At 56.1% G+C, this 26426-nt stretch carries 23 protein-coding genes and 1 pseudogene; 4 read left to right on the forward strand and 20 right to left on the reverse strand.

Annotated features, from left to right (window positions below):
• The first annotated feature begins 2 nt into the window (after positions 1–2).
• Together apaG and apaH are read left to right on the forward strand one after the other, a co-directional pair.
• Positions 3–380, forward strand: coding sequence for a Co2+/Mg2+ efflux protein ApaG (apaG, locus tag SPH27_RS11145; RefSeq protein ID WP_023310361.1), 378 nt, complete (start codon positions 3–5; stop codon positions 378–380).
• Positions 381–384: 4 nt separating this feature from the next.
• Positions 385–1233: a bis(5'-nucleosyl)-tetraphosphatase (symmetrical) ApaH gene (gene apaH / locus SPH27_RS11150; protein WP_023310360.1), complete on the forward strand. Its 849-nt coding sequence runs from the start codon at positions 385–387 to the stop codon at positions 1231–1233.
• A 39-nt stretch (positions 1234–1272) separates the two neighbouring features.
• Here the strand turns inward: apaH and folA are convergent, their stop codons facing one another.
• From folA to SPH27_RS11215, 13 genes and pseudogenes are all read right to left on the reverse strand, one after another.
• A complete protein-coding gene (folA, locus tag SPH27_RS11155; protein ID WP_008502023.1) occupies positions 1273–1752 on the reverse strand; it encodes a type 3 dihydrofolate reductase in 480 nt (159 codons plus the stop codon).
• Positions 1753–1866: 114 nt separating this feature from the next.
• Positions 1867–3732 carry a glutathione-regulated potassium-efflux system protein KefC gene (gene kefC / locus SPH27_RS11160; RefSeq protein WP_182071483.1) on the reverse strand — a complete coding sequence of 622 codons (1866 nt, stop codon included), beginning with the start codon at positions 3730–3732 and terminating at the stop codon, positions 1867–1869.
• On the reverse strand, positions 3725–4255 hold the full coding sequence (gene kefF / locus SPH27_RS11165) for a glutathione-regulated potassium-efflux system oxidoreductase KefF (protein ID WP_023310358.1): 531 nt from the start codon (positions 4253–4255) through the stop codon (positions 3725–3727). Before kefF ends, kefC begins: the two co-directional genes overlap by 8 nt.
• Positions 4256–4358: 103 nt before the next feature.
• Positions 4359–4592, reverse strand: a complete 234-nt coding sequence (locus SPH27_RS11170) for a YgdI/YgdR family lipoprotein (protein ID WP_023310357.1) — start codon at positions 4590–4592, stop codon at positions 4359–4361.
• 138 nt (positions 4593–4730) lie between these two features.
• A complete protein-coding gene (carB, locus tag SPH27_RS11175) occupies positions 4731–7955 on the reverse strand; it encodes a carbamoyl-phosphate synthase large subunit (protein WP_039260850.1) in 3225 nt (1074 codons plus the stop codon).
• An 18-nt stretch (positions 7956–7973) separates the two neighbouring features.
• Complete coding sequence (gene carA, locus SPH27_RS11180; protein ID WP_048979027.1) at positions 7974–9122, reverse strand: glutamine-hydrolyzing carbamoyl-phosphate synthase small subunit; 1149 nt, start codon at positions 9120–9122, stop codon at positions 7974–7976.
• Between the two features lie 453 nt (positions 9123–9575).
• Positions 9576–10397 (reverse strand): 4-hydroxy-tetrahydrodipicolinate reductase, encoded by an 822-nt coding sequence (dapB, locus tag SPH27_RS11185; protein ID WP_182071484.1) that lies wholly within the window; start codon positions 10395–10397, stop codon positions 9576–9578.
• A gap of 205 nt (positions 10398–10602) precedes the next feature.
• Entirely contained in the window at positions 10603–11553 is a 951-nt protein-coding gene (gene ispH, locus SPH27_RS11190) for a 4-hydroxy-3-methylbut-2-enyl diphosphate reductase (RefSeq protein ID WP_096149825.1), read from the reverse strand.
• Between the two features lies 1 nt (position 11554).
• The gene (gene fkpB / locus SPH27_RS11195) at positions 11555–12004 is read right to left on the reverse strand and encodes an FKBP-type peptidyl-prolyl cis-trans isomerase (RefSeq protein ID WP_003856450.1); all 450 of its coding nucleotides are present in this window, start codon (positions 12002–12004) and stop codon (positions 11555–11557) included.
• 52 nt (positions 12005–12056) lie between these two features.
• The gene (lspA, locus tag SPH27_RS11200; RefSeq protein WP_033144602.1) at positions 12057–12557 is read right to left on the reverse strand and encodes a signal peptidase II; all 501 of its coding nucleotides are present in this window, start codon (positions 12555–12557) and stop codon (positions 12057–12059) included.
• Positions 12557–15373, reverse strand: a complete 2817-nt coding sequence (gene ileS / locus SPH27_RS11205; protein WP_182071485.1) for an isoleucine--tRNA ligase — start codon at positions 15371–15373, stop codon at positions 12557–12559. Before ileS ends, lspA begins: the two co-directional genes overlap by 1 nt.
• Before the next feature lie 45 nt (positions 15374–15418).
• Positions 15419–16345 (reverse strand): bifunctional riboflavin kinase/FAD synthetase, encoded by a 927-nt coding sequence (gene ribF / locus SPH27_RS11210; RefSeq protein ID WP_023310350.1) that lies wholly within the window; start codon positions 16343–16345, stop codon positions 15419–15421.
• A gap of 7 nt (positions 16346–16352) precedes the next feature.
• Positions 16353–16571: pseudogene (locus tag SPH27_RS11215) on the reverse strand (DUF2575 domain-containing protein).
• A gap of 101 nt (positions 16572–16672) precedes the next feature.
• On the opposite strand from SPH27_RS11215, the gene rpsT reads away from it, so the two are divergent.
• A complete protein-coding gene (gene rpsT / locus SPH27_RS11220) occupies positions 16673–16936 on the forward strand; it encodes a 30S ribosomal protein S20 (protein ID WP_003856458.1) in 264 nt (87 codons plus the stop codon).
• Positions 16937–16993: 57 nt separating this feature from the next.
• Here the strand turns inward: rpsT and nhaR are convergent, their stop codons facing one another.
• The 4 genes from nhaR to dnaK form a co-directional block, all read right to left on the reverse strand.
• Entirely contained in the window at positions 16994–17893 is a 900-nt protein-coding gene (gene nhaR / locus SPH27_RS11225; RefSeq protein ID WP_033144600.1) for a transcriptional activator NhaR, read from the reverse strand.
• 58 nt (positions 17894–17951) lie between these two features.
• A complete protein-coding gene (gene nhaA, locus SPH27_RS11230) occupies positions 17952–19127 on the reverse strand; it encodes a Na+/H+ antiporter NhaA (protein ID WP_039260856.1) in 1176 nt (391 codons plus the stop codon).
• A 172-nt stretch (positions 19128–19299) separates the two neighbouring features.
• Complete coding sequence (gene dnaJ / locus SPH27_RS11235; protein ID WP_023310347.1) at positions 19300–20445, reverse strand: molecular chaperone DnaJ; 1146 nt, start codon at positions 20443–20445, stop codon at positions 19300–19302.
• A gap of 87 nt (positions 20446–20532) precedes the next feature.
• Entirely contained in the window at positions 20533–22446 is a 1914-nt protein-coding gene (gene dnaK / locus SPH27_RS11240; RefSeq protein ID WP_024907421.1) for a molecular chaperone DnaK, read from the reverse strand.
• 296 nt (positions 22447–22742) lie between these two features.
• Here dnaK and satP point away from each other — a divergent pair, with 296 nt between their 5' ends.
• Entirely contained in the window at positions 22743–23309 is a 567-nt protein-coding gene (satP, locus tag SPH27_RS11245) for an acetate uptake transporter (protein ID WP_023334461.1), read from the forward strand.
• Here satP and SPH27_RS11250 read toward each other — a convergent pair.
• From SPH27_RS11250 to tal, 3 genes are all read right to left on the reverse strand, one after another.
• Positions 23286–24608, reverse strand: a complete 1323-nt coding sequence (locus SPH27_RS11250) for an MFS transporter (protein WP_101744432.1) — start codon at positions 24606–24608, stop codon at positions 23286–23288. The two genes, satP and SPH27_RS11250, sit on opposite strands and share 24 nt — an antisense overlap.
• A gap of 121 nt (positions 24609–24729) precedes the next feature.
• The gene (gene mog, locus SPH27_RS11255; RefSeq protein ID WP_023310343.1) at positions 24730–25317 is read right to left on the reverse strand and encodes a molybdopterin adenylyltransferase; all 588 of its coding nucleotides are present in this window, start codon (positions 25315–25317) and stop codon (positions 24730–24732) included.
• A gap of 110 nt (positions 25318–25427) precedes the next feature.
• The gene (gene tal / locus SPH27_RS11260) at positions 25428–26381 is read right to left on the reverse strand and encodes a transaldolase (RefSeq protein WP_023310342.1); all 954 of its coding nucleotides are present in this window, start codon (positions 26379–26381) and stop codon (positions 25428–25430) included.
• Positions 26382–26426 lie beyond the last annotated feature (45 nt).

Genomic DNA, 26426 nt, shown 5'->3' on the forward strand with positions numbered 1-26426 from the left:
CCATGATTGATTCGCCCCGCGTATGTGTCCATGTACAAAGCGTCTATGTTGAATCACAGTCCTCACCGGACGAAGAACGTTTTGTTTTCGCTTACACCGTGACCATTCGCAATCTGGGGCGGATGCCCGTGCAGCTGCGCGGGCGCTACTGGCTTATCACTAACGGCAATGGCCGCGAAATCGAAGTTCAGGGCGAAGGAGTGGTTGGTGAACAGCCCCACATCGCCCCTGGCGAAGAGTACCAGTACACCAGCGGCGCGGTGATTGAAACGCCGATGGGTACCATGCAAGGCCATTATGAAATGGTCGACGTCGATGGCAATGATTTCCGCGTTGCCATTCCTGTGTTCCGTCTCGCCGTAACCACACTCATTCATTAATCTAATGTCTACATATCTGATTGGCGACGTTCACGGTTGCTACGATGAACTGATCGCATTATTAAAACAGGTCGACTTTACGCCAGGACAGGACACGCTCTGGCTGACGGGCGATTTAGTCGCGCGTGGCCCCGGCTCCCTTGAAGTATTACGTTTCGTCAAATCGCTGGGCGATAGCGTGCGCATGGTGCTGGGTAATCACGACCTGCATCTGCTGGCGGTTTTCGCCGGGATCAGCCGCAACAAGCCTAAAGATCGCCTCACCCCACTGCTGGATGCGCCGGACGCGGACGATCTGATTAACTGGCTGCGCCGGCAGCCCCTGCTGCAGATCGACGAAGAGAAAAAGCTGGTCATGGCGCATGCCGGGATCACCCCGCAATGGGATCTTGAGACGGCGAAAACCTGCGCGCGTGACGTTGAGGCGGTGCTGGCAAGCGACTCGTATCCTTTCTTCCTCGATGCCATGTACGGCGATATGCCGAACCACTGGAGCGAGGATCTCAGCGGTCTGGCCCGTCTGCGCTTTATCACCAACGCGTTCACCCGCATGCGCTTCTGCTTCCCGAACGGACAGCTGGATATGTATTCCAAAGAGACGCCGGAAAGCGCGCCCGCGCCGCTGAAACCGTGGTTTGCCATTCCGGGACCGGTGACAAGCGAGTACAGCGTGGTATTTGGCCACTGGGCTGCACTGGAAGGAAAAGGAACACCGGAAGGGATTTACGGTCTGGATACCGGATGCTGCTGGGGCGGAGAGTTAACCTGCTTGCGCTGGGAAGATAAAGCTTACTTTGTGCAGCCGTCCAACCGACAGCTGGACCTGGGGGAAAGCGAGGCCGTTGCCTCCTGATACGTAATTCCCTCTCCCGGCCGGGAGAGGGAAAATCACTTAACGACGTTCCAGAATCTCGAAGCAGTAGCTGTGGGAGTTCTGTGCATCCGCGTCGTGGAATTCGCTGAATACCGATTCCCACTCGTCCGGATCGTAGTCCGGGAAATGAGTATCCCCTTCCACTTCTGCATCAATGTGGGTCAGATACAGCTTCTGCGCTTTTGGCAGGAACTGCTCGTACACGCGCCCACCGCCAATCACCATGATCTCTTCGGCATTGCCGCATGCAGCAATCGCCTCGTCTACTGATTTTACCCATTCGACGCGATCGTCAGTGCCCGGCTGGCTGCTGATAACGATATTCTTACGGCCCGGCAATGGACGACCAATCGACTCCCAGGTCAGGCGGCCCATCACTACCGGCTTGTTTAACGTAGTACGTTTAAACCATGCGAGATCGGCAGGCAGGTTCCACGGCATGGCATTTTCCATACCGATAACGCGGTCCACCGCCAGCGCTGCAATCAGACTGATCATTGAAAATTTCCCGGATGCAAAAAATTGCCGCCACTATACGGAAAGCTTAATCTTTCGTCGACTGGCGGCAGGGTAAAGATAAAGAAATTTTTTAATATTGCTGGCAACTCCACTTCACGCGGAAGGTTTACTCTCGGGCTCGTCAGCCGGATCGCCGGTATGCTTGCCCTCTTCCGTGCCCTGCCAGCCATGGCGCTGGATCAGCGACAGGTGGTTACGGTCCTCGTTAATGATTTCCGTCAGCATCGCGCTGGTGCGTTTGAACACCGCCGCACGCTCGGTGGCGGTACTGCCAGCCATCGCCGCCATCTCTTCGACCATCTCGGTATTAAAGCGGCGGAACAGGTCTGCCCGTTCGCGTGCTTCATACGCGCCAAGCCCAAGATTTTCCAGCGCCATGCGGCCAGACTTCAGCGCACCTTCGAAGGTTTCACGCTCGGGCGCGTTTACGCCCGCCTGCCGCAGCCGGATGTAGTGATCTACATCGCGCGCGCGGGAGATAATAGTCAGCGCCGGGAAATGCTCTTTTACCAGCTCCACCATCTGCATGCTGGTTTCCGGATCGTCAATGGCGTTAATCAACACCTCGGCTTTTGCCGCCCCGGCGGATTCCAGCAGATCGACGCGGGTTGCATCCCCGTAAAACACCTTCATATCAAATTTACGCAGGGTATCGACATGGTCGGGGTCGTGATCGAGGATGACCATTTTCACCCCGCTCGACAGCAGTAAACGACCCACGATCTGCCCGTAGCGGCCAAATCCGGCGATGATGACGCGCGGCTGCTCCTCGTCGATCTCGTCGGCCTCGCGCTCCTGCCCGCTGTCCGATTTTTCCAGACGCGTCAGCACCACCAGCAGCACCGGCGTCGCCGCCATCGACAGGGCGACCGCCAGCGTCAGCGCCTTCGCCCACTCGGGATCGAGCACGTTTGCCATCTGCGCGGCGCCAAACACCACGAACGCAAATTCACTCCCCTGCCCCAGCAGCACGGCGAACCAGCGGCGCTGCCTGCCCGGCACGTTCAGTGGGCGAGCAATCAGCCACAGCATCACCATTTTAATGACCAGGAAGCCGACGAGCAGGATGACGATCCGCAGCGGATGCGTCACCAGCGTACCGAAGTCGACGGACATCCCGACGCCGATGAAAAACAGTCCCAGCAGCAACCCTTTGAACGGCTCGATATCGCTTTCCAGCGCGTGACGGTATTCAGAGCTCGCCAGCAGCACGCCTGCGAGGAACGCCCCCATCGCCATCGACAGCCCGGCCTCCTCCAGCAGCAGACCGAAGCCAAACACCAGGAACAGCGCCACGGCGCTGAACACTTCGCGCAGGCCAGAACGAGCGACAAACCGCAGCAGCGGGCGGGTCACGTAGCGGCCAAGCAGCACCACCAGCGCCAGCGCGCCCGCCACCTTCAGCGCCGACAGCGCGAAAGCGCCCAGCGTGGTAGAGGAACCGCTGGCCGCCAGCAGCGGGATCATCGCCACCAGCGGGATAGCGGCAATGTCCTGGAACAGCAGCACCGAGAACGCGCTGCGTCCCATCTGGGAGACCGTCAGATTTCGCTCGTTCATCGCCTGCATGGCAATCGCCGTCGAGGAGAGCGCCAGCGTCATGCCGATGAGCTCTGCCACTTTCCAGTCCATACCCAACAGGATGCAGAACCCACCCAGCAGCAGGCCGCAGGCCACCATCTGCAGTGCCCCGCCGCCAAATACCGAGGCGCGAAGCTTCCACAGCCGCTGCGGGTCGAGCTCCAGGCCAATCACAAACAGCATCAGCACCACGCCAATCTCAGCGAAATGGAGAATCGCCTCGGCATCCGTGACCAGTCTAAAGCCCCACGGCCCAATGACGCAGCCTGCAATCAGGTAGCCGAGCACCGAACCCAGCCCCAGGCGTACCGCCACGGGCACAATCAGCGCCGCCGCGCCGAGGTAAATCAGCGCCTGTATCAGCGTATGGCTATCCATGGTGCGTCTCCTGCCACTCAAGTAAGCGTTGTTTATAATGACGAGCCTGCGCCTGCAGCGTTTCATCGTCGCAAACAAACGTGCAGTGCATCGCAAACGGCGGGAGCCAGTTCAGACCGCAATAGAGCGCGGTCGCCTGCAGCGGCTGCGCCAGGACGTCAAACCCCGGGAAGGAACCGATATCAAAATGGCTTTCCCCACCGCCGGTGGTAACCGCCCACATCAGGCTTTTTCCTTTTAGCGCATTGCCGTTGTGGCCATACGCCCAGCCGTGGGAGAAGACTTTATCAATCCACAGTTTCAGGAGCGGGGGCGTGCTGTACCACTGCATTGGATGCTGCCAGATAATCAGATCGGCACGGGAAAGCGCCTCCTGTTCGGCGGCGATATCGATATTAAAATCGGGATAAAGTTGATAGAGGGAACGTATCTCTACGTTATCAAGCGTCCTTACCTGCTCAAGCATCCGCTTATTCGCATGCGAGTGCTGCGGATAAGGATGGGCATAAATTATCAGAATCATTGATTAGCCTGTTGTTACTGCTTTCTTTTAACAAAAGAGTGTAGTCAGTAATTCAACAGGCTAATAGTGAATATTATTGACGGGCTTACGTCAGAATTCTGAATTAGTTATCCAGCTCGCCCATGGATTTCACCTGGTCACGGTTGATCTGCTCGGTTTGACCGGTTTCGGCGTTTTTATACGACACCAGACCGGTATCGTCATCTACCTGCGGTTTGCCGTCGGTGACAATGGTTTTGCCATCGGTGGTTTTTACGGCCTGATTAGACGAACAGCCCGCAACGGTAAACATTGTCGTGGCAGCCAGAACGGAAGCGATCAGTAATTTATTTTGCATGGTGTTTTCCCCTGCTCTCAGTTGAATTTCGTTATCGACCTAACCATTTTAGGCTAACTGACTGAAAGCGGATGAAAAACCAGAAGGTTCTGAAGATGGGAGAATGCCCGGCAGCCGAACGGCACCGGGCATTTTTACTTATTTGCTAATCTGCGCGTGCATTTCCTGCACTGAAATCACCTTCTCGGTGGCATCCGCGTTCAGCGCCATGGCCGTTGCGAAACCGCCGTTCAGGGTGGTGTCGTAGTGCACTTTGTACTGCAGCGCGCTGCGGCGAATCAGCTTGGAGTCTTCAATCGCCTGGCGGCCTGCTGTGGTGTTGATGATGTAGGTGTATTCGCCATTCTTGATACGGTCCTGAATGTGCGGACGACCTTCATGCACCTTGTTCACCAGACGCGGGTTGATGCCGGCTTCGCCCAGCACAATCGCGGTACCGTGGGTCGCGTCCAGCTCGAAGCCCTGTTTCAGCAGCTTGGCGGCCAGGTCAACCACGCGCTCTTTGTCGCCTTCGCGAACGGAGAGCAGCGCACGGCCTGATTTTCTCATGGTGGAGCTACTGCCCAGCTGCGCCTTCGCGAACGCTTCTGCGAAGGTACGGCCCACGCCCATCACTTCCCCGGTAGAGCGCATTTCTGGCCCTAACAGCGGGTCAACGCCCGGGAATTTATTGAACGGCAGCACCACTTCTTTCACCGAGTAGTACGGTGGAATGATCTCTTTGGTCACGCCCTGCTGCGCCAGCGTCTGGCCCGCCATCACGCGCGCCGCCACTTTCGCCAGCGGTACGCCGGTGGCTTTGGAGACGAACGGTACGGTACGTGCCGCACGCGGGTTGACTTCAATCAGGTAGACTTCGTTATCTTTCACCGCGAACTGGACGTTCATCAGACCGCGAACCTGCAGCTCGAAGGCCAGCTTCTGCACCTGCTGGCGCATCACGTCCTGAATCTCCTGGCTCAGGGTGTACGCTGGCAGAGAACAGGCGGAGTCGCCGGAGTGCACGCCTGCCTGCTCGATATGCTCCATGATGCCGCCAATCAGCACCATTTCGCCATCGCAGATGGCGTCAACGTCCACTTCAACCGCGTCGTCGAGGAAGCGGTCGAGCAGCACTGGCGCATCGTTGGAAACGCTCACCGCAGTCTGGAAGTAGCGACGCAGGTCGGCTTCGTCATAAACGATTTCCATCGCGCGGCCGCCCAGCACGTAGGAAGGACGCACCACCAGCGGGTAGCCAATCTCTTTCGCCTTCTCAACGGCCATTTCAATGGCGGTGACGGTGGCGTTCGCCGGCTGTTTCAGCTTTAGACGGTCAACCGCCTGCTGGAAACGCTCGCGGTCTTCCGCACGGTCAATCGCGTCCGGGCTGGTGCCGATAACCGGCACGCCTGCTGCTTCCAGCGCGCGCGCCAGCTTCAGCGGGGTCTGGCCGCCGTACTGCACGATAACGCCTTTTGGCTTCTCGATGCGCACGATTTCCAGCACGTCTTCCAGGGTAACCGGCTCGAAGTAGAGGCGGTCAGAGGTGTCGTAGTCGGTAGAAACCGTTTCCGGGTTACAGTTGACCATGATGGTCTCGTAACCGTCTTCGCGCAGCGCCAGCGAGGCGTGTACGCAGCAGTAGTCGAACTCAATGCCCTGGCCGATACGGTTTGGACCGCCGCCCAGCACCATAATCTTGTCGCGGTCGACGGACGGGTTCGCTTCGCACTCGTCTTCATAGGTGGAGTACATGTAGGCGGTGTCGGTCGAGAATTCAGCCGCACAGGTGTCCACGCGCTTGTAGACCGGGTGCAGGTCGTACTGGTCGCGCAGCTTGCGGATTTCCGCTTCACGCACGCCCGCCAGCTTAGCCAGACGCGCATCGGCGAAGCCTTTGCGCTTCAGCACGCGCAGGAAGTCAGCGTCCAGGCCGTTGATGCCCAGCTCCGCGACCTGTTCTTCCAGACGCACCAGCTCTTCAATCTGCACCAGGAACCAGCGGTCGATGTTGGTCAGGTTGAACACGCCATCGACGGACAGGCCCGCACGGAAGGCATCGGCGATATACCAGATACGCTCTGCGCCCGCGTCTTTCAGCTCGCGGCGGATTTTGGTCAGCGCTTCCGGGTCGTCCAGGCTCACTTTCGGGTCAAAACCGGTCGCGCCCACTTCGAGGCCGCGCAGCGCTTTCTGCAGGGATTCCTGCTGCGTGCGGCCAATCGCCATCACTTCACCGACAGATTTCATCTGGGTGGTCAGACGGTCGTTCGCGCCTGCGAATTTCTCGAAGTTGAAGCGTGGAATTTTGGTCACAACGTAGTCGATTGACGGCTCGAAGGACGCAGGCGTGCGGCCACCGGTGATGTCGTTCATCAGCTCGTCGAGGGTATAACCCACCGCCAGCTTCGCCGCCACTTTCGCAATCGGGAAGCCGGTCGCTTTAGAGGCCAGCGCGGAGGAACGGGACACGCGCGGGTTCATTTCGATAACAATCAGACGGCCTGTTTTCGGGTTCACCGAGAACTGCACGTTAGAACCGCCGGTTTCCACGCCGATTTCACGCAGTACCGCCATCGAGGCGTTACGCATGATTTGATACTCTTTGTCGGTCAGGGTCTGGGCTGGCGCAACGGTGATGGAGTCACCGGTGTGGATACCCATTGCATCGAAGTTTTCGATGGAGCAGACGATGATGCAGTTGTCGTTTTTATCACGCACCACTTCCATCTCGTACTCTTTCCAGCCAATCAGCGATTCATCAATCAGCAGCTCTTTGGTTGGAGAGAGATCCAGACCGCGTTCGCAAATCTCTTCGAACTCTTCGCGGTTGTAGGCGATACCGCCGCCGGTGCCGCCCATGGTGAACGATGGACGGATGATGCACGGGTAGCCCACGTCAGCCGCGACGGCCAGCGCTTCTTCCATGTTGTGTGCGATACCGGAACGCGCGGTGTCGAGGCCGATTTTCTTCATCGCCACGTCGAAGCGGCGACGGTCTTCTGCTTTATCAATCGCATCGGCGGTCGCACCAATCATGGTCACGCCGAACTCTTCCAGCACGCCCTGACGCTCCAGCTCCAGCGCACAGTTCAGCGCCGTCTGGCCGCCCATGGTTGGCAGCACCGCGTCCGGACGCTCTTTCTCGATGATTTTACGCACCACTTCCCAGTGAATCGGCTCGATGTAGGTTGCATCAGCCATTTCCGGATCGGTCATGATGGTTGCCGGGTTAGAGTTTACCAGGATTACGCGGTAACCCTCTTCACGCAGGGCTTTACACGCCTGCGCGCCGGAGTAGTCGAATTCGCAGGCCTGGCCGATCACGATCGGGCCAGCGCCAAGGATCAGGATGCTTTTTATGTCTGTACGTTTTGGCATTGTCTTCTCGGCTCCTGATTATTTAGCGGTCTTACGGTATTGCTCGATAAGTTCGATGAAGTGATCGAACAGCGGCGCGGCGTCGTGTGGGCCCGGGCTGGCTTCCGGGTGACCCTGGAAGCTGAATGCTGGCTTATCGGTGCGATGAATTCCCTGCAGGGTGGCATCGAACAGCGACTTATGGGTCACGCGCAGGTTAGCCGGCATCGAGGCTTCATCGACAGCAAAGCCGTGGTTCTGCGCGGTGATCATCACCGTGTTGTTATCGATGTCTTTCACCGGGTGGTTACCACCGTGGTGGCCGAACTTCATCTTAACGGTGTTCGCACCGCTCGCCAGCGCCAGCAGCTGATGGCCGAGGCAGATGCCGAATACCGGGATGTCGGTTTCCAGGAAGGACTTGATGGCGGCGATGGCGTAATCGCACGGCGCCGGGTCGCCAGGGCCGTTGGACAGGAAAATACCGTCCGGATTCATCTTCAGCACGTCTTCGGCAGACGTTTGTGCCGGAACCACCGTCAGGCGGCAGCCGCGGTCAACCAGCATGCGCAGGATGTTGCGCTTGGCGCCGAAATCGTAGGCCACCACGTGGAACGGCAGCTCGCTCTCTTTTTTCGCTTCAGGCAGGTCGCGTTCCAGCGTCCAGCTACCCTGCGTCCAGCTGTAGGCTTCAGCAGTAGTCACTTCTTTCGCCAGGTCCATGCCGTTCAGGCCCGGGAAGGCTTTCGCTTTTTCCAGCGCCAGCGTCGCATCGAGGTTATCACCCGCGATGATGCAGCCGTTCTGTGCACCCTTCTCGCGCAGCAGACGCGTTAACTTACGGGTATCGATATCGGCAATCGCCACGATGTTATGGCGCTTCAGGTAAGAAGAGAGGTCTTCGGTATTGCGGAAGTTGCTGGCAATCAGCGGCAGGTCGCGGATGACCAGGCCTTGCGCATGTACCTGAGAAGATTCTTCGTCAGCCGCATTGGTGCCGACATTGCCGATATGAGGATAAGTAAGAGTAACGATTTGGCGAGAATAGGAAGGATCAGTGAGGATTTCTTGATAACCGGTCATTGAAGTATTGAAAACGACTTCCCCAACCGCCGAACCCGTTGCCCCTATGGCCCGACCGATAAACTGGGTTCCGTCTTCCAGAACCAATAGCGCTGACTTAATCAAAACACCCTCCAGAGAATATTCACTCACTTTATTTGCATATTAATTCATAGCATGTCATGGATCAATGCAAATGTGTTGCCAGCGGATTTTTGGCAAACGGCGGCATTCTGGGGATTTGGTGGGTAAAAGTCAACTTAAAACGGATATTTTATTTACTCTTTTGCAAGTCTGGCGATTGGAATACGGCTTAAGCGACAAAAAGATCAGGTAAATCACTGCAGAAAACGCTTGCGCGCCTGGTTTAATGAAAAATGAGATAGTGCAGCACTATAAAGTGGACCAGATGGTCAAAATTTACATTTCAGTAACGTTAAAACGCCACAAGAGAGAGATATTTAGAGACTTGATCAAAAATACATAATGAAACAGATAAAATAAAAGGGCAATAAAATATTGCCCTATGCAATCAAACAATTACGACTGCAATAACCACATCACGATGGGTAATAATGCTTACAAATTGTTGAGATCGAGCACATCCCGCATATCAAAAAGGCCATCTTTCTTCTTTTTAAGCCACAAAGCGGAACGTACGGCGCCGTTGGCGAACGTCATTCGACTGGAGGCTTTATGCGTAATTTCGACACGTTCGCCAATATCGGCGAACATCGCCGTGTGTTCGCCGACGATGTCACCCGCTCGCACGGTTGCGAAGCCAATGGTGCCAGGAACGCGTTCGCCGGTGTAACCTTCACGGGTATAGACCGCGCAGTCTTTTAAATCTTTATCAAGTGCATGAGCAATCGCTTCGCCCATCGCCAGCGCCGTACCCGATGGCGCATCAACTTTGTAACGGTGGTGAGCTTCTACGATCTCGATATCGGTATAGTTGCCCATCACCTTCGCGGCCTTCTCCAGCAGCTTCAGCATGACGTTAACGCCCACGCTGAAGTTTGCCGCGAAGACAATCGCAATCTCTTTTGATGCATCCTGGATAGCCTGCTTGCCCGCATCGTCAAAACCGGTGGTGCCGATCACCATCCCCTTGCCGTGCTGGCGACAAAACGCCAGATGCGCGAGCGTCCCTTCCGGGCGGGTAAAATCGATGAATACATCGAAGTCCTCTTTTACCGCTTCCAGGCTGCTTTGCACGGTAACGCCCGTGTGGCCTGCGCCTGCCAGCTCACCGGCATCGGTCCCCAGTAGCGACGAACCTTCACGCTCCAGTGCCGCGCCAAGCGCGACGCCATCCATCTGAAGTGCCGCCTGAATAAGCTGACGGCCCATACGTCCACCCGCGCCCGCAATGGCGACACGGATCTGTGCATCATGCATAGTTATTCTCTTACGTTAAAATGATGTAAACCGTTTTCAGATTAACCAGCCTTGATAAGCACTGCCAACTGAAAACACCGATAATTAGAATTTAACGTGAAACCGACTTAAATATCAGTAAAAGACATGATTTTGTCGTCACGATAAAGTAACGGGTAAAAAAAAGGCCAGCACAGGAGGTGCTGGCCTTTCATCAGAAAAAGGACTATTCGACTTCGCGGGCGTCGATGCGCAGTTCTTTCGGGACTTCAAAAACAATGTTCTCTTCACGTCCTTCCAGCGGCACCGCTTCGCCACCGCCCAGTTCCTGCAAACGAGAAATGACGTTCTGTACCAAAATATCTGGCGCAGACGCCCCGGCCGTCACGCCGACACAGCCCGCGTGCTTAACCCACGCCTCCTGAATATCCGACGCATCATCAATCAGGAAAGCCGCTTTCCCCATGCGTTGCGCCAGTTCGGCCAGACGGTTGGAGTTAGACGAGTTTTTGGAGCCGACTACAAGCACCACATCCGCCTGTTCAGCCAGTGCGCGCACCGCTTCCTGACGGTTAGTGGTCGCGTAGCAGATATCATCCTTACGCGGGCCGACGATCTTCGGGAAGCGCTGACGCAGCGCGTCAATCACCTCTGAGGTATCGTCTACGGAGAGCGTCGTCTGGGTCATAAACGACAGACGGGCTTCATTTTTCACGTTCAGCGTAAAGACATCTTCAGGCGACTCAACCAGATACATCCCCCCTTCCGGGTTACTGTACTGACCCATGGTGCCTTCGACTTCCGGATGTCCGGCATGGCCAATCAGAATCGACTCTTCACCACGACGGCTGGCGCGAGCCACTTCCATATGCACTTTTGTCACCAGCGGACAGGTGGCATCGAATACGGTCAGATCGCGGCTTTTTGCTTCGTTACGTACCGCCTGAGAGACGCCGTGCGCGGAGAAGATCAGGATCGCACCGTCCGGCACTTCGCTGATTTGTTCAATGAAGATGGCGCCGCGCTCGCGCAGGCTGTCGACCACGTAGCGGTTGTGCACCACTTCGTGACGCACATAAATCGGCGCGCCGTAAATCTCCAGCGCGTTTTCAACAATGCTGATAGCGCGGTCTACACCGGCGCAGAAGCCGCGCGGGTTAGCCAACAGGATCTGCATTTCAGGCCTCCAGTGCAGGATCGATTTCCAGCACTTCAACATCAAAATGAACGGTACGCCCGGCAAGCGGATGGTTGAAGTCAACGGTAATAGAGTCGCCGTTGATCTCGCGGATCACGCCAGGCATTTCGCTGCCGTCCATAGCGGTAAAGAGCATAATCGCTCCGATCTCCGGTTCACCCGCGTCCATAAACTCGCGGCGCGAGAAATACTGGATCAGGTCCGGACTCGGCACGCCAAACGCGGCATCCGGCTCCAGCGAAAAGGCTTTTTTCTCACCCTCTTTCAGGCCCAGAAGCTGCTGCTCAAGACCTTCAGACAGGGAGGTATCGCCAAGACGAAACAGGGCCGGTTTGCCGTTATTGCGGGTGGATTCGGCCGTGGAGCCGTCATCCAGCTTCAGCGTGAAGTGAACGAGAACCGCGCTGTTGCTCTGTACGGATTTAGACATGCAAATTGCTCGCTTGTTTTGCCCGGTAGCATTACGCCACCGGGCGAGTGTGTTACGCCTGCTCTTTCGCGGCCGGTTTAGGCAAGAAGCCTTCCAGCACGATTAACGCCGCACCGATACAAATTGCCGTATCGGCCAGGTTAAAGGTCGCGAAGTGCCAGTCGCCGACGTAGAAGTCGATCATATCGACCACAAAGCCGTGCCACAGGCGGTCAAACAGGTTGCCCAGCGCGCCGCCAATGATCAGCGCGTAGGCAATGTTATTCAGCTTTTGCGTGGCCTTCGAGCGGTACATCAGCACCGCGAGGATCACGCAGATACCGAGAGCGATACCCGCAAAGAACCAGCGCTGCCAGCCACCGCTGTCGGCAAGGAAACTAAACGCTGCGCCGTAGTTACGCGCGTAGTGCAGGTTAAGCGACGGGAACAGCGGAACCGTCTCCCCCAGAGCGAAATTCTGGAGGATCAGGAACTTGCTGCCCAGATCGATAATCAGCACCACCACAACCAGCCACAGCCAGCGCAGTCCTGTTGAACAGAGAGTTTTACTCATCAGGCAAACTTACGTTTTTCGCCGTCACCGGCGACGTTGCTTACACAGCGTCCGCAGATGTCTGCGTGTTCCGCCACCTGGCCAACATCGGTGGTGTAATGCCAGCAACGCGGGCATTTCTCACCGTCGGCTTTGCTCAGCGCGACTTTCAGTCCTTTGAGCAGTTCGCTCTGCTGAGCATCAGCAGAAGCATCGGCATAATCCGCAACTTTCGCACCGGAGGTCAACAGGACAAATCGTAATTCATCGCCCAGCGCCGTCAGCTTTGCCGCCAGCTCCGGTTCGGCATACAGCGTAACTGCCGCTTCCAGAGAGCCGCCGACTTTCTTGTCCGCGCGCGCCTGCTCGATAACCTTGTTCACTTCGCCACGCACTTTCAGCAGCTCGTCCCAGAAGGCATCGTTCATCGCTTCGGTGCTGGAGAGATCGAACAGACCTTCGTACCACTCGCCCGTGAACACATACTTCTCACGCTCGCCCGGCAGGTAGCCCCAGATTTCGTCCGCGGTGAAGGACATGATCGGCGCCATCCAGCGCACCAGCGCTTCTGCGATGTGGAACAGCGCGGTCTGGCAGCTACGACGCGCCACGCTGTCCGCTTTCGCGGTGTACTGGCGGTCTTTGATGATGTCGAGGTAGAACGAGCCCATCTCGATGGAGCAGAAGCGCATCAGGCGCTGCACCACTTCGTGGAAGTCGTAAGACTCATAGGCTTTCAAAATATCTTCCTGCGCCGCTTTCGCGCAGCCTACCGCCCAGCGGTCCAGCACCACCATCTCTTCCGGTTTCACCATGTCTTTTGCCGGATCGAACCCGTTCAGGTTCGCCAGCAGGAAGCGCGCGGTGTTACGGATACGACGATAGCTGTCGGCAGCACGCTTCAGGATCTCGTCAGACACCGCCATTTCGCCGGTGTAATCGGTAGAGGCTACCCACAGACGCAGAATGTCTGCGCCCAGCTTGTTCATCACATCCTGCGGAGAAACGGTGTTACCGATAGATTTGGACATCTTACGGCCCTGACCATCCACGGTGAAACCGTGAGTCAGTACCTGACGGTAAGGCGCTTTCCCCTTCATGGCGGTGGAGATCATCAGAGATGACATGAACCAGCCGCGGTGTTGGTCAGACCCTTCCAGATACATATCGGCAGCGTGACCGGCAAATTCCGGACGCACGTCAACCACGGAGGAGTGGGTAGACCCGGAGTCGAACCACACGTCCAGGGTATCCGGCACTTTCTCGTAGGTGTCTGCGTCAGCGCCCAGGATGTCGCGGGAGTCGAGATCCCACCACGCCTGAATACCGTCAACTTCGACGCGCTTCGCCACTTCTTCCATCAGTTCCAGAGTGTTCGGGTGCAGCTCCTGCGTCTCTTTATGCACGAACAGAGACATCGGCACGCCCCAGGTACGCTGACGGGAGATACACCAGTCAGGACGATTAGCCACCATGGATTCGATACGCGCCTGGCCCCAGTCAGGGATCCACTGCACGCCTTTGATCTCTTCCAGAGACTGCTCGCGCAGGCCTTTCTGATCCATGCTGACGAACCACTGCGGGGTCGCACGGAAGATGATCGGGGTTTTGTGACGCCAGCAGCACGGATAGCTGTGCTGCATTTTTTCAACGTGCAGCAGCGCGCCGCTGGTGCGCAGCATGTCGACGATGATGTCGTTCGCCTTGAAGACGTTGATACCGTCCAGCGCCGGATAGGTACCTGGCAGGTAAGATCCGTCCGGGCCAACAGGGTTAGCGATTTCCAGACCGTACTTCAGGCTGATGTTGTAGTCGTCAGGACCATGGCCACCGGCGGTATGCACCGCACCGGTACCCGCTTCCAGCGTTACGTGATCGCCCAGGATCGCCGGAACGTCGAAGTCCAGGAACGGGTGCTTGAAGCGCATCAGCTCCAGCGCGTCACCTTTCACGGTGCCCAGCACGGTGTAGTCGCTGATATGCGCGCGCTTCAGCACGCTCTCAACCAGATCTTTCGCCAGGATAACCGCCTGACCATCAATCTGAACCAGCGCGTATTCGAACTCACCGGACAGGGAGATCGCACGGTTCGCCGGCAGGGTCCACGGGGTGGTGGTCCAGATCACCAGAGAGATCGGGCCGTTTACCGAGGAGACGCCAAATTTAGCCTTCACCGCATCCTGATCGACAGCGTTGAACGCCACGTCGATAGACGGAGAGGTTTTGTCGTAATACTCAACTTCCGCTTCTGCCAGCGCAGAGCGGCAGTCCACGCACCAGTGCACCGGCTTAGCGCCTTTGTGCAGGTGGCCATTACCGATGATTTTACCCAGCGCACGGATGATGTTGGCTTCAGTTTTGAAGTCCATGGTCAGGTACGGGTGCGACCAGTCGCCCAGCACGCCCAGACGGATGAAGTCAGCGCGCTGACCATCAACCTGCGTAGCGGCGTATTCGCGGCACTTCGCACGGAACTCGGCGGCGGTGAACTTTTCACCCGGCTTGCCAAACTCTTGCTCCACTTTCAGCTCGATTGGCAGACCGTGGCAGTCCCAGCCCGGAACGTAAGGCGAGTCATATCCCGTGAGGCCTTTGGACTTCACGATAATGTCTTTCAGAATCTTGTTAACCGAGTGACCAATATGAATGCTGCCATTCGCATATGGAGGGCCATCATGCAGAATGAAGGTTTTTTTGCCTTTTTTGGCTGCACGAATGATGCCGTACAGGTCATCATCGGTCCAACGCGCCAGCATTCCCGGTTCGCGCTTGGCGAGATCGCCGCGCATCGGGAACCCTGTTTCCGGCAAATTCAGGGTTGATTTATAGTCACTCATCAGATTCTCGGTTCCGTATTTATCACGTAGGCAATTAAGCCGGGTTCAAAGCCCAAAAAACTCGCGGGCCGTCAATTCATCTCGCGCAATTTGCGCTTTTAGTTCATCCAGCGAACCAAATCGCTGCTCGTTGCGTATTTTTTTACGCAGTATCACATCTATATGGCGACCATAGAGGTCCATTACAACGTCCAGCAGGTGCACTTCTAACTGTTGACGCACACCGGCGACGGTCGGACGCGTGCCAATGTTGGCGACGCCGTAGAACGGCTTATCGCCCAGTCCTGCAACTTCCACCGCATACACCCCTTTAACCGGGGAAACCTGACGACGCAGCGGTATATTCGCCGTCGGGAAGCCTATCGTGCGGCCCAGCGCATCGCCATGGACCACGCGGCCAGAGATGGTGAACGGATGGCCCAGCAGGGTTTCTGCCGTGTCCAGGTCATCATTAGCCAGCGCCTGACGCACCGCCGTGCTGCTGACGCGCACGCCGCCTTCGCAGAAGGTCATCGCGCTGGTGACGTCAAATCCGTACTCCAGACCAGCCTTCTGTAATAGCAAGAAATCGCCCTGACGACCAGCGCCAAAGCGGAAATCATCGCCCACGGCAAGAAACTGTACGCCAAGACGCTTAACCAGCAGGTCGCTGACGAAATTTTGTGCTGTCAGCGCGGCAAAGCGACGATCGAAACGTAAACACAATACATAGTCCACGCCGGACTCCGCCAGATAGCGCAATTTCTCGCGCAGGCGAGTGAGTCGGGCGGGAGATTTATCGCCCGCGAACAATTCCAGCGGCTGCGGCTCGAAAATCATCACTACAACGGGCAGGCCACGGGCCTCCCCTTCTTTCCGCAATCCCTGCAACAGCGCCTGATGACCACGATGCACGCCGTCGAAATTACCAATAGTCAGCACGCACCCGTGTGGCGCGCTGCTGAGATTATGTATGCCGCGTATCAGCTTCATGTCTGGCTCAAAACAGTGAAAATCGCCAAAGTATACCTTGTACAGCGGTTAAGGTTAACCGGCGATTGTTCGCGCAAAACAGAAAGCCGTAATGATTTCATCAGGCTGACCTTTCGCAGCGAAAAAATCTGCTCTTGAACTGCGATTTTTATGCCGAAAGGCTGTATTCAGGGAAGACAAGCTGGTAGAATCCTGCGCCATCACTACGTAACGTAGCGTCGCTAATTAACGGCGCTTATTTGCACAAATCCATTGACAAAAGAAGGCAAAGAGGGCATATTCCTCGGCCTTTGAATTGTCCACATAGAACATATTTGGGAGTTGGACTTGGCTAATATCAAATCAGCTAAGAAACGTGCCGTTCAGTCTGAAAAGGCTCGTAAGCACAACGCAAGCCGTCGCTCTATGATGCGTACTTTCATCAAGAAAGTATACGCAGCAATCGAAGCAGGCGACAAAGCTGCAGCGCAGAACGCATTTAACGAAATGCAACCAATCGTGGATCGTCAGGCTGCTAAAGGTCTGATCCACAAAAACAAAGCAGCGCGTCATAAAGCAAACCTGACCGCGCAGATCAACAAACTGGCTTAATCGCTACTTGTTGTTGCTTGTTTAAAGAACCCGCTTAACGCGGGTTTTTTTATGCCTTCAGATTGCCGGTGGCGTAAACAGCGCCGAGTAGTCACGGTTGCAGATTCGCTGCACCGCCGGGTGCTGAATCATTCTTTCGGCAAATATGGCGTGGTACTCCTCCATCACGTTATCCACTCTGCCTATCTCCGTAATCTTGTCGTCCGAATAGAGATCGTGCGCGTACAGCGTCGGCGCAACGAAAATCGCATTATGCGCTTCGCCAAAGGCTTTCATCAGCGCCGCATCGTCGAACTCACCGAGGATTTCTACCTTCAGCCCCTGCGAATTAAACCAGTTCAGCAGCTTGCGTCCGAGCATTGAGCGTCGCCCAGGCACCAGCAGGCGACGCTCTTCCAGGCAGGCCGGGAAGGTTTTCTCCGGCGGCGGGTTGATACACCAGAAGCTCACGCCACATTCGCCAATCTTCACCGAGAACAGCCCTTCCTGCTGGGTGGAGTCGATCGGGCAGTCCGAGATAATCATGTCCAGCTTGTGCTGGCTCAGCTGTTCCAGCAGCATCTCGTGGGTGGATTCAAAGCAGCGCAGGTGGATTTGCTCATCTTCGACTACCGCCGCATCCAGCACGCCGCTCACCAGCCGCTTGGACAGCGCATCCGCCACGCCCACGTCAAAGAGCAGGTTCGACTCTTTGCGGTAGTTGACGATATCCAGCATCTCCTGGCTCAGGGTGAACATTTTGTCCGCATAGCGGAAAACCAGTTCACCCAGTTCGCTGGGTTCAATCCCACGCCCCTTACGCTTGAACAGCTTCCCCTGCAGACGCTCTTCCAGGGCCTTGATTTGCCCGGTGATGGTTTGCGGCGTCAGGTAGAGCGCCTCTGCTGCTCCCACCACCGAACCCTGTTTGTAGACGTGCCAGAAGTAGTACAGATGGTTGTAATTTAAATGAGACATCGCGTCTTCTCTCCCTGAGTGTGTATCGGGAGGAGGATCGCCTCCTCCCGGTGTTCCGTTATGCCTGGACGGCCTGTCCGGACAACTTCACCTTCAACAAGGTATAACCGATTACCGCGGCCAGTAATGACCCGATGAGAATGCCGAGTTTAGCCCAGACGATAAGCTCAGGCGCATGCGTACCAAACGCCAGTGTCGAAATAAAGATCGACATCGTAAACCCGATTCCACACAGCACGCCGACGGCCATAATTTGCGAAAACGTGGTGCCATGCGGCAATGACGCCAGCTTCAGCTTCGTCGCCAGCCAGCAGAAGAGGCTAATGCCCAGCGGCTTACCGATAAACAGCCCGGCAATAATGCCCAGCGGCAGCACGGACGTCAGCCCGTCCAGCGTCACGCCGCCGAGGGAAACTCCCGCGTTGGCAAACGCAAACAGCGGCAGGATCATAAAGGCAACCCACGGGTGCAGCACATGCTCCAGCTGTTTGGCAGGCGACTTGCCGTCCTGCGGTTTAAGCGGCACGAAGAAGCCCACAATCACGCCTGCCAGCGTGGCGTGCACGCCGGATTTCAGTACCGCCGTCCACAGCACCATCCCCACCAGGATATAGATACCGATGCGGCGAACATTGAAGATGTTCAGCAGCGCCAGCACCGCAATCGCCCCGGCGGCGACGCTCAGGGACAGGATCGACAGATCGCTGGTGTAGAACAGCGCGATAATCACAATGGCACCCAGGTCATCGATGATCGCCAGCGCCATCAGGAAGATTTTCAGGGCCACCGGCACGCGGCTACCGAGCAAGGCTAAGACACCGAGCGCAAAGGCGATATCCGTCGCGGCCGGGATCGCCCAGCCGTCACGCGCAACAGGATCCTGCCAGGTGAACGCCAGGAAGAGCAACGCCGGAACGACCATTCCGCCAATCGCTGCGATCACCGGAAACGCCGCGCGCTGGCGGCTGGCAAGCGAGCCCAGCACCAGCTCGCGCTTAACCTCAAGACCCACCAGCAGGAAGAACACCGCCATTAGCGCATCGTTGATCCACAGCAGCATGTTCTTATTAATTTCCAGCGCCCCGACCTTCAGCTCAACGGGCGTTTCCAGAAATGCATGGTAGAGATCCTGCGTGATGCCAAGGTTAGCGAGCACCATCGCGGCCGCTGCGGCAATAATCAGGATCACGCCACCGGACGCCTCACTGCTAAAGAAACGGTGTAGTAATTTCATTTAAGTTCTCTCTTTTACAACAATACCTCGATAAAACCATAATACCAAGCCAAATAGCTCGGCAAAAACAGATTAATGTTGAGTATAGACTCAGTTTAACCGAGCTATACGCGCAAATAAAAAAGCCCGGAATCGCTTCCGGGCTTTGAGAAGATGAAAACCAGCTAACGAATCAGCGAGTCAAATCATCGAAGAATTTTTTGACGCCATCGAAGAAGCTTTTGGAACGCGGGCTGTTTTTCTCGCCCGTCGGGCCGCCAAAGCTCTCCTGCAGCTCTTTCAGCAGCTGTTTCTGCTTGTCGTTCAGGCCAACCGGCGTTTCGACGACGACGCGGCACAGCAGGTCGCCCTGCGCGCCACCGCGAACGGATTTAACGCCTTTCCCGCGCATGCGGAACAGCTTGCCGGTCTGGGTTTCCCCAGGCACTTTCAGGTTCACGCGACCGTCCAGCGTTGGCACTTCGATTTCGCCACCGAGTGCCGCCATCGCGAAGTTGATCGGCACTTCGCAGTACAAGTTATTGCCTTCACGCTCAAAGATGGCGTGCTGCTTGACCTGAACCTGAACGTACAGATCGCCTGCCGGTGCGCCGTGCTCGCCTGCTTCGCCCTCACCGGCCAGACGGATGCGGTCGCCCGTATCGACGCCAGCCGGGATTTTAACGGACAGGGTCTTGGTTTTCTCAACGCGACCGTGGCCGTGGCATTTGGTGCACGGATCTTTAATCAGCGTGCCGCGACCGTGACAGTGAGGACAGGCCTGCTGTACCGCGAAGAAGCCCTGACGCATCTGTACCTGACCAGAGCCGTGACAGGTTGGACAGGTCTGAGGCTGTGTGCCCGCTTTCGCGCCGCTGCCGTGGCAAACGTCACACTCTTCCAGCGTCGGGATACGGATCTCTTTGGTTACGCCGCGAACGGCCTCTTCCAGCGTCAGCTCCATGTTGTAGCGCAGGTCCGCGCCGCGCGCCGCGCGCTGACGACCACGGCCGCCGCCGAAAATGTCGCCAAATACATCGCCAAAGATATCGCTGAAGTCAGCGCCGCCGCCAAAGCCGCCGCCACCGAATCCACCGCCGCCCATGCCGCCCTGTTCAAAGGCTGCGTGACCGTACTGGTCATAGGCCGCACGTTTTTGTGCATCGGTCAGGACTTCGTAGGCTTCTTTGATCTCTTTAAATTTGGCTTCAGCCTCTTTGTCACCCTGGTTACGGTCCGGGTGGAATTTCATGGCCAGGCGCTTGTACGCCTTTTTGATTTCACGCTCTTCCGCAGTTTTCGGAACGCCTAAAATCTCGTAATAGTCTTGCTTTGCCATTGGTTTTTTTAAGCCCCTTAACATGCGAGCACGGGCGTGGAGAGTTCTCCTACGCCCGTGCCGATTAATTACCCTGCATCAGGGCGATTATTTTTTATCTTTAACTTCTTCGAACTCAGCGTCGACAACGTCGTCGTCTTTCGCGTTGTTCGCCGAAGCGTCAGCGCCCGCCTGCTGTTGAGCGTGCTGCTGCTGAGCGATTTCCATCAGCTTCTGAGAAGCCTGCGCCAGTTCCTGCATCTTCGCTTCGATGTCCGCTTTATCTTCACCTTTCAGTGAGGATTCCAGCGCGCTCAGTGCAGCTTCGATAGCAGTCTTGTCTTCCGCTGGCAGTTTATCGCCTGCTTCTTCAACCTGCTTACGGGTGCTGTGCAGCAGATGGTCACCCTGGTTACGGGTCTGAACCAGCTCTTCGAACTTACGGTCGGATTCCGCGTTAGCTTCGGCATCGCGAACCATTTTTTCGATTTCCGCTTCGTTCAGGCCAGAAGATGCCTTGATGGTGATCTTCTGCTCTTTACCGCTGTTTTTGTCTTTCGCAGACACGTGCAGGATACCGTCAGCATCGATGTCGAAGGTGACTTCGATCTGCGGCATGCCGCGCGGTGCCGGGTTAATACCGTCCAGGTTGAACTGACCCAGAGATTTGTTATCCGCCGCACGCTTACGCTCACCCTGAATCACATGGATGGTTACCGCAGACTGGTTGTCTTCAGCGGTAGAGAACACCTGGCTGTGTTTCGTTGGGATGGTGGTGTTTTTGTTGATGAGCGCAGTCATCACACCGCCCATGGTTTCGATACCCAGAGACAGCGGGGTAACGTCCAGCAGCAGTACGTCTTTAACTTCACCGGTCAGTACGCCCCCCTGAACCGCAGCACCGATTGCGACCGCTTCGTCCGGGTTAACGTCTTTACGTGGCTCTTTACCAAAGAACTCAGCCACTTTCTTCTGAACCATTGGCATACGCGTCTGACCACCGACCAGGATAACGTCCTGGATGTCAGATACGGACAGGCCAGCGTCCTGCAGGGCAACTTTCAGCGGCTCGATTGAACGGTTCACCAGGTCTTCTACCAGGCTTTCCAGTTTCGCACGGGTCACTTTGATGTTCATGTGTTTAGGACCGGTCGCGTCTGCAGTGATGTACGGCAGGTTCACGTCGGTCTGCTGAGCGGAAGAAAGTTCGATCTTCGCTTTCTCAGCGGCTTCTTTCAGGCGCTGCATGGCCAGCGGGTCGTTACGCAGGTCAATGCCCTGATCTTTCTTGAACTCGTCAACGAGATAGTTGATCAGACGAGTATCGAAGTCTTCACCACCCAGGTGGGTATCACCGTTGGTTGCCAGAACTTCGAAGGTTTTTTCGCCATCAACTTCGTCGATTTCGATAATAGAGATATCGAAGGTACCACCACCCAGGTCGTAAACCGCGATAGTACGGTTGCCAACTTCTTTATCCAGACCGTAAGCCAGTGCAGCAGCGGTTGGTTCGTTGATGATACGTTTTACTTCCAGACCTGCGATACGGCCAGCATCTTTGGTTGCCTGACGCTGAGCATCGTTGAAGTAGGCAGGTACGGTGATAACAGCTTCAGTTACCGGCTCACCCAGGTAATCTTCAGCGGTTTTCTTCATTTTCTTCAGCACTTCAGCAGAAATCTGCGGTGGTGCAGTTTTAGCGCCTTTCACATCAAGCCATGCATCGCCGTTATCTGCCGCGATGATTTTGTAAGGCATGATGGAAACGTCACGCTGAACTTCTTCGTCCTGGAAGCGGCGGCCGATCAGGCGTTTAATCGCAAACAGGGTGTTTTGCGGGTTTGTCACTGCCTGACGTTTAGCCGGCTGACCAACCAGAGTTTCACCATCCTGGGTATAAGCAATGATAGAAGGCGTGGTGCGATCGCCCTCGGCGTTCTCCAGCACGCGTGCAGTAGTGCCATCCATAATCGCTACACAAGAGTTGGTAGTACCCAGGTCGATACCAATAATTTTACCCATCTAAACGTCTCCACTAAAAATTCAGTCAACATGTGGTTGTGTACCTGTAATAAGGGCAGAACGTGCTTTTTCAACTGCCCAGATTTGATTTTTTTCAGGTCCACACACTGCGGTTGACTACAAGATGGGGTCGCGACGGCATCCATCAAGGGGCAAGCATAAAAAAAATTTTAATTTCACCCTGATGAGATCATAGACGCCACCGATTGCGCCCATTATGATGCCGCGCCCAGTCAGGGAGAACTGACGCGGGTTTAACCATTTCACCATATTAATGATGATTTTTTTGAGGACTTATGGGCAACACTAAGTTGGCTAATCCGGCTCCGCTGGGCCTGATGGGTTTTGGCATGACCACTATCCTGCTGAACCTGCACAATATCGGGATGTTCCCGATGGATGGCATCATCCTGGCGATGGGCATTTTTTACGGCGGTATCGCGCAAATCTTCGCGGGCCTGCTGGAATATAAGAAAGGCAATACCTTCGGCTTAACCGCCTTCACCTCTTACGGTTCTTTCTGGCTGACCCTGGTTGCCATTCTGCTGCTGCCTAAAATGGGCATGGCAGACGCGGCAAACGCCCACTTCCTGGGCGTTTACCTGGGCCTGTGGGGCGTCTTCACCCTGTTCATGTTCTTCGGTACCCTGAAAGGTAACCGCATGCTGCAGTTCGTTTTCCTGAGCCTGACCGTGCTGTTCGCCCTGCTGGCGATCGGACACCTGGTGGATAACGAAGGCATCGTTCATGTTGCAGGCTGGATTGGTCTGGTTTGCGGCGCAAGCGCTATCTACCTCGCAATGGGTGAAGTGCTGAACGAACAGTTTGACCGCACCATTCTACCGATTGGTGAAAAACACTGATCCCTCTGTCGTGTCCGCTTCGCGGGCACGACATCCCTTCATCTGCCCCAGCCAAATCCCTAATCCCAGCCCCATCAACGAAAGCGCGAGTACATACCAGGCTGGCGCCATAGGCGACACGCCCATCAGCACCGTCACCGCAATCGGCGTCAGCCCGCCGAAAATGGCATACGACACGTTGTAGGAAAATGAGATCCCGGTGAAGCGTACCTCCGGCGGGAACGCGCGGACCATCACGTACGGTACCGCCCCGACAACGCCCACGCACAGCCCTACCGTGCCGTACAGCAGGAACAGCTGTTCAGGATGGCTGCCCGCCAGATGGTAAAACGCCCAGCTTGATGCGGCCAGTAACAGGCTGCCGACGATAAAGGTAACGCTGGCGCCGAAACGATCTGCCGCCAGCCCGGCGGCCAGACAGCCAAAGCAGAGCATGATTGTCGCGATACTGTTCGCCTGTAACGTCACGGCAGGGGCGAAACCGTACTGCTTTTGCAGCCACACCGGGGACATCAATATCACCACCACAATGCCCGCCGAAAGCAGCCAGGTGAGCAGCATCGACACCACCACCGCTTTTTTATGACGTACCACGACCGCCTTCACCGGCAGCTCCTGCGCCAGCGCTTTGCGCTGCTGCATCTCGAGGAAAATCGGCGTCTCCTGCAGCCAGCGGCGCAGGTACATCGCGACCAGACCAAACGCCCCGCCCAGCAGGAACGGAATACGCCAGCCCCAGTCGTGCACGGCCTGCTGCGTCATGCTGGTGTTGACAATTGTCGCGACGACGGAACCGAGCAAAATCCCTACCGTTAACCCCGCGGTTAAGGTTCCGCAGGCGATTCCAATGCGGCGCGCCGGAACATGCTCCGCGACAAACACCCACGCGCCCGGCACTTCACCGCCAATCGCCGCGCCCTGAAGAACGCGCATCAGCAACAGCAGCAACGGAGCGAGAATGCCCATCGAGGCATAGGTGGGCAGCAGACCAATAGCCAGCGTCGGCACGGCCATCAGCAGGATGCTAAGGGTAAACATCTTCTTGCGCCCGACCAGATCGCCAAAGTGGGCCATGATAATGCCGCCCAGCGGACGCGCCAGATACCCGGCGGCAAAAATGCCGAAGGTTTGCACCTGACGCAGCCAATCCGGGATATCCGCCGGGAAGAAGAGCTCTCCCACCACGGCGGCGAAGAAGACGAAGATGATAAAGTCGTAAAACTCCAGCGCACCGCCTAAGGCCGCGAGCGTGAGAGTTTTGTAGTCCTGTCGATTCAGAGGTCGGGTGTTATGTGACATAGCGAACCATTTGCGTGTATTGTGGATTTATTTTTACAGCAGTCGTAAAGAAAAAATTACTATACCGTAAAAGCTTTACCACGCCATCGCCGCTTCAGCTAATGTCACATATTGGTTAATTTCAGGAGATTGTTTCGCGACGTGCGTTTTTCGGGCGAAAAGCTGCTACCACTTTCTCATCGGTTTCCACATAGGGGCCGTCAAGGAGCTGTATACAATACGGTACACTTGCAAAGATGCCGTGAACGAGGACGCTGCCATCTTCCGCTTTCAGCCCTTCCAGCGTCTCTTTGATCGACTTCGGCTGCCCCGGCAGGTTCAGAATCAATGCCTGTTTGCGGATTACGCCCACCTGACGGGAAAGAATGGCCGTCGGGACAAAGTGTAGACTTATCTGGCGCATCTGCTCGCCAAAGCCCGGCATTTCACGATCGGCAATCGCCAGCGTTGCGTCCGGCGTCACGTCGCGGCGCGCGGGGCCGGTTCCGCCCGTCGTCAGAACAAGGTGGCAGCTCATCTCATCCACCAGCTCGCAGAGCGTCTGCTCGATGATCGGCTGTTCGTCAGGGATCAGGCGGGTCTGAATGTCAAAGGGGGTGGTCAGCGCGCTGCCAAGCCACTCTTCCAGAGCGGGGATGCCTTTATCCTGGTAAACACCGCTGGAGGCGCGGTCAGAAATCGACACTAGGCCGATGCGTAAGGTATTCATATCCATTCCATTCAAAAAGTACTGATTAAAGGGAATGATACACGCAGAGAGGAGATTCAGACAGGGTACGAAAGAAGTCGCGTGACCGGAAGCCCGGTCACGCAGAATGATTACAGCAGGTCGCCGATCATTTTTTCCAGTTTGCCCTGGTCAACAGCAAACTTACGGATACCGTCCGCCAGCTTATCTACAGCCATTGGATCCTGGTTGTGCTGCCACAGGAACTCGGATTCAGTGATGCGCTCTGGGCGCGCTTTCACTTCACCGGTGTAAGACAGCTTACGCTCGATGGTACCTTCGCTTTCTGCCAGCTCTTTCAGCAGCGCAGGGGCGATGGTCAGGCGGTCACAGCCAGCCAGCTCGATGATTTCACCGACGTTACGGAAGCTTGCGCCCATAACCACAGTCTCATAGCCGTGCTGTTTGTAGTATTCGTAGATTTCAGTAACAGAAACCACGCCTGGATCTTCAGCCGGCGCGTACTCTTTCTTATCGGTGTTGGCTTTGTACCAGTCCAGAATACGGCCCACGAACGGAGAAATCAGGTATACGCCTGCTTCTGCACATGCACGCGCCTGCGCGAAGGAGAACAGCAGGGTCAGGTTACAGTTGATACCGTCTTTTTCCAGCTGCTCTGCCGCGCGGATACCCTGCCAGGTAGAAGCCAGTTTGATCAGGATACGGTCGTTGCTGATGCCTGCATCGTTGTACATTTTGATCAGACGTTTCGCTTTGGCGATAGACGCTTCGGTGTCGTAGGAGAGACGTGCATCCACTTCGGTAGAGATACGGCCAGGAACCAGCTTCAGGATTTCCAGACCGATGTTCACTGCCAGTTTGTCGGTGGCATCCACAACCTGCTGCGCGCGGTCGTTGCTCTGTGCTTTCGCCCAGGTCACTGCGTCGTCAATCAGTTTGCGATACTCAGGGATCTGTGCGGCGTTAAGGATCAGAGAAGGGTTAGTTGTGGCATCCTGCGGCTGGTACAGCTTCATTGCCGCGATATCTCCGGTGTCAGCTACGACAGTGGTGAACTGACGAAGGGAGGTCAATTTATCCGTCATGATAGTGTTTCTCTTTTAACGTGCCCTGGATAATTCACGCTACCG

It is taken from the genome of Enterobacter sp. A103 (assembly GCF_034427535.1).
Taxonomy (GTDB): Bacteria; Pseudomonadota; Gammaproteobacteria; order Enterobacterales; family Enterobacteriaceae; genus Enterobacter; species Enterobacter asburiae_B.

Excerpts from the sequence above, each read along its gene's own strand:
- apaG (WP_023310361.1), top strand. The coding sequence starts at position 3 with ATGATTGATTCGCCCCGCGTATGTGTCCATGTACAAAGCGTCTATGTT.
- apaH (WP_023310360.1), top strand. The coding sequence starts at position 385 with ATGTCTACATATCTGATTGGCGACGTTCACGGTTGCTACGATGAACTG.
- folA (WP_008502023.1), bottom strand. The coding sequence starts at position 1,752 with ATGATCAGTCTGATTGCAGCGCTGGCGGTGGACCGCGTTATCGGTATG.
- kefC (WP_182071483.1), bottom strand. The coding sequence starts at position 3,732 with ATGGATAGCCATACGCTGATACAGGCGCTGATTTACCTCGGCGCGGCG.
- kefF (WP_023310358.1), bottom strand. The coding sequence starts at position 4,255 with ATGATTCTGATAATTTATGCCCATCCTTATCCGCAGCACTCGCATGCG.
- SPH27_RS11170 (WP_023310357.1), bottom strand. The coding sequence starts at position 4,592 with ATGCAAAATAAATTACTGATCGCTTCCGTTCTGGCTGCCACGACAATG.
- carB (WP_039260850.1), bottom strand. The coding sequence starts at position 7,955 with ATGCCAAAACGTACAGACATAAAAAGCATCCTGATCCTTGGCGCTGGC.
- dapB (WP_182071484.1), bottom strand. The coding sequence starts at position 10,397 with ATGCATGATGCACAGATCCGTGTCGCCATTGCGGGCGCGGGTGGACGT.
- ispH (WP_096149825.1), bottom strand. The coding sequence starts at position 11,553 with ATGCAGATCCTGTTGGCTAACCCGCGCGGCTTCTGCGCCGGTGTAGAC.
- fkpB (WP_003856450.1), bottom strand. The coding sequence starts at position 12,004 with ATGTCTAAATCCGTACAGAGCAACAGCGCGGTTCTCGTTCACTTCACG.
- lspA (WP_033144602.1), bottom strand. The coding sequence starts at position 12,557 with ATGAGTAAAACTCTCTGTTCAACAGGACTGCGCTGGCTGTGGCTGGTT.
- ileS (WP_182071485.1), bottom strand. The coding sequence starts at position 15,373 with ATGAGTGACTATAAATCAACCCTGAATTTGCCGGAAACAGGGTTCCCG.
- ribF (WP_023310350.1), bottom strand. The coding sequence starts at position 16,345 with ATGAAGCTGATACGCGGCATACATAATCTCAGCAGCGCGCCACACGGG.
- nhaR (WP_033144600.1), bottom strand. The coding sequence starts at position 17,893 with ATGTCTCATTTAAATTACAACCATCTGTACTACTTCTGGCACGTCTAC.
- nhaA (WP_039260856.1), bottom strand. The coding sequence starts at position 19,127 with ATGAAATTACTACACCGTTTCTTTAGCAGTGAGGCGTCCGGTGGCGTG.
- dnaJ (WP_023310347.1), bottom strand. The coding sequence starts at position 20,445 with ATGGCAAAGCAAGACTATTACGAGATTTTAGGCGTTCCGAAAACTGCG.
- dnaK (WP_024907421.1), bottom strand. The coding sequence starts at position 22,446 with ATGGGTAAAATTATTGGTATCGACCTGGGTACTACCAACTCTTGTGTA.
- satP (WP_023334461.1), top strand. The coding sequence starts at position 22,743 with ATGGGCAACACTAAGTTGGCTAATCCGGCTCCGCTGGGCCTGATGGGT.
- SPH27_RS11250 (WP_101744432.1), bottom strand. The coding sequence starts at position 24,608 with ATGTCACATAACACCCGACCTCTGAATCGACAGGACTACAAAACTCTC.
- mog (WP_023310343.1), bottom strand. The coding sequence starts at position 25,317 with ATGAATACCTTACGCATCGGCCTAGTGTCGATTTCTGACCGCGCCTCC.
- tal (WP_023310342.1), bottom strand. The coding sequence starts at position 26,381 with ATGACGGATAAATTGACCTCCCTTCGTCAGTTCACCACTGTCGTAGCT.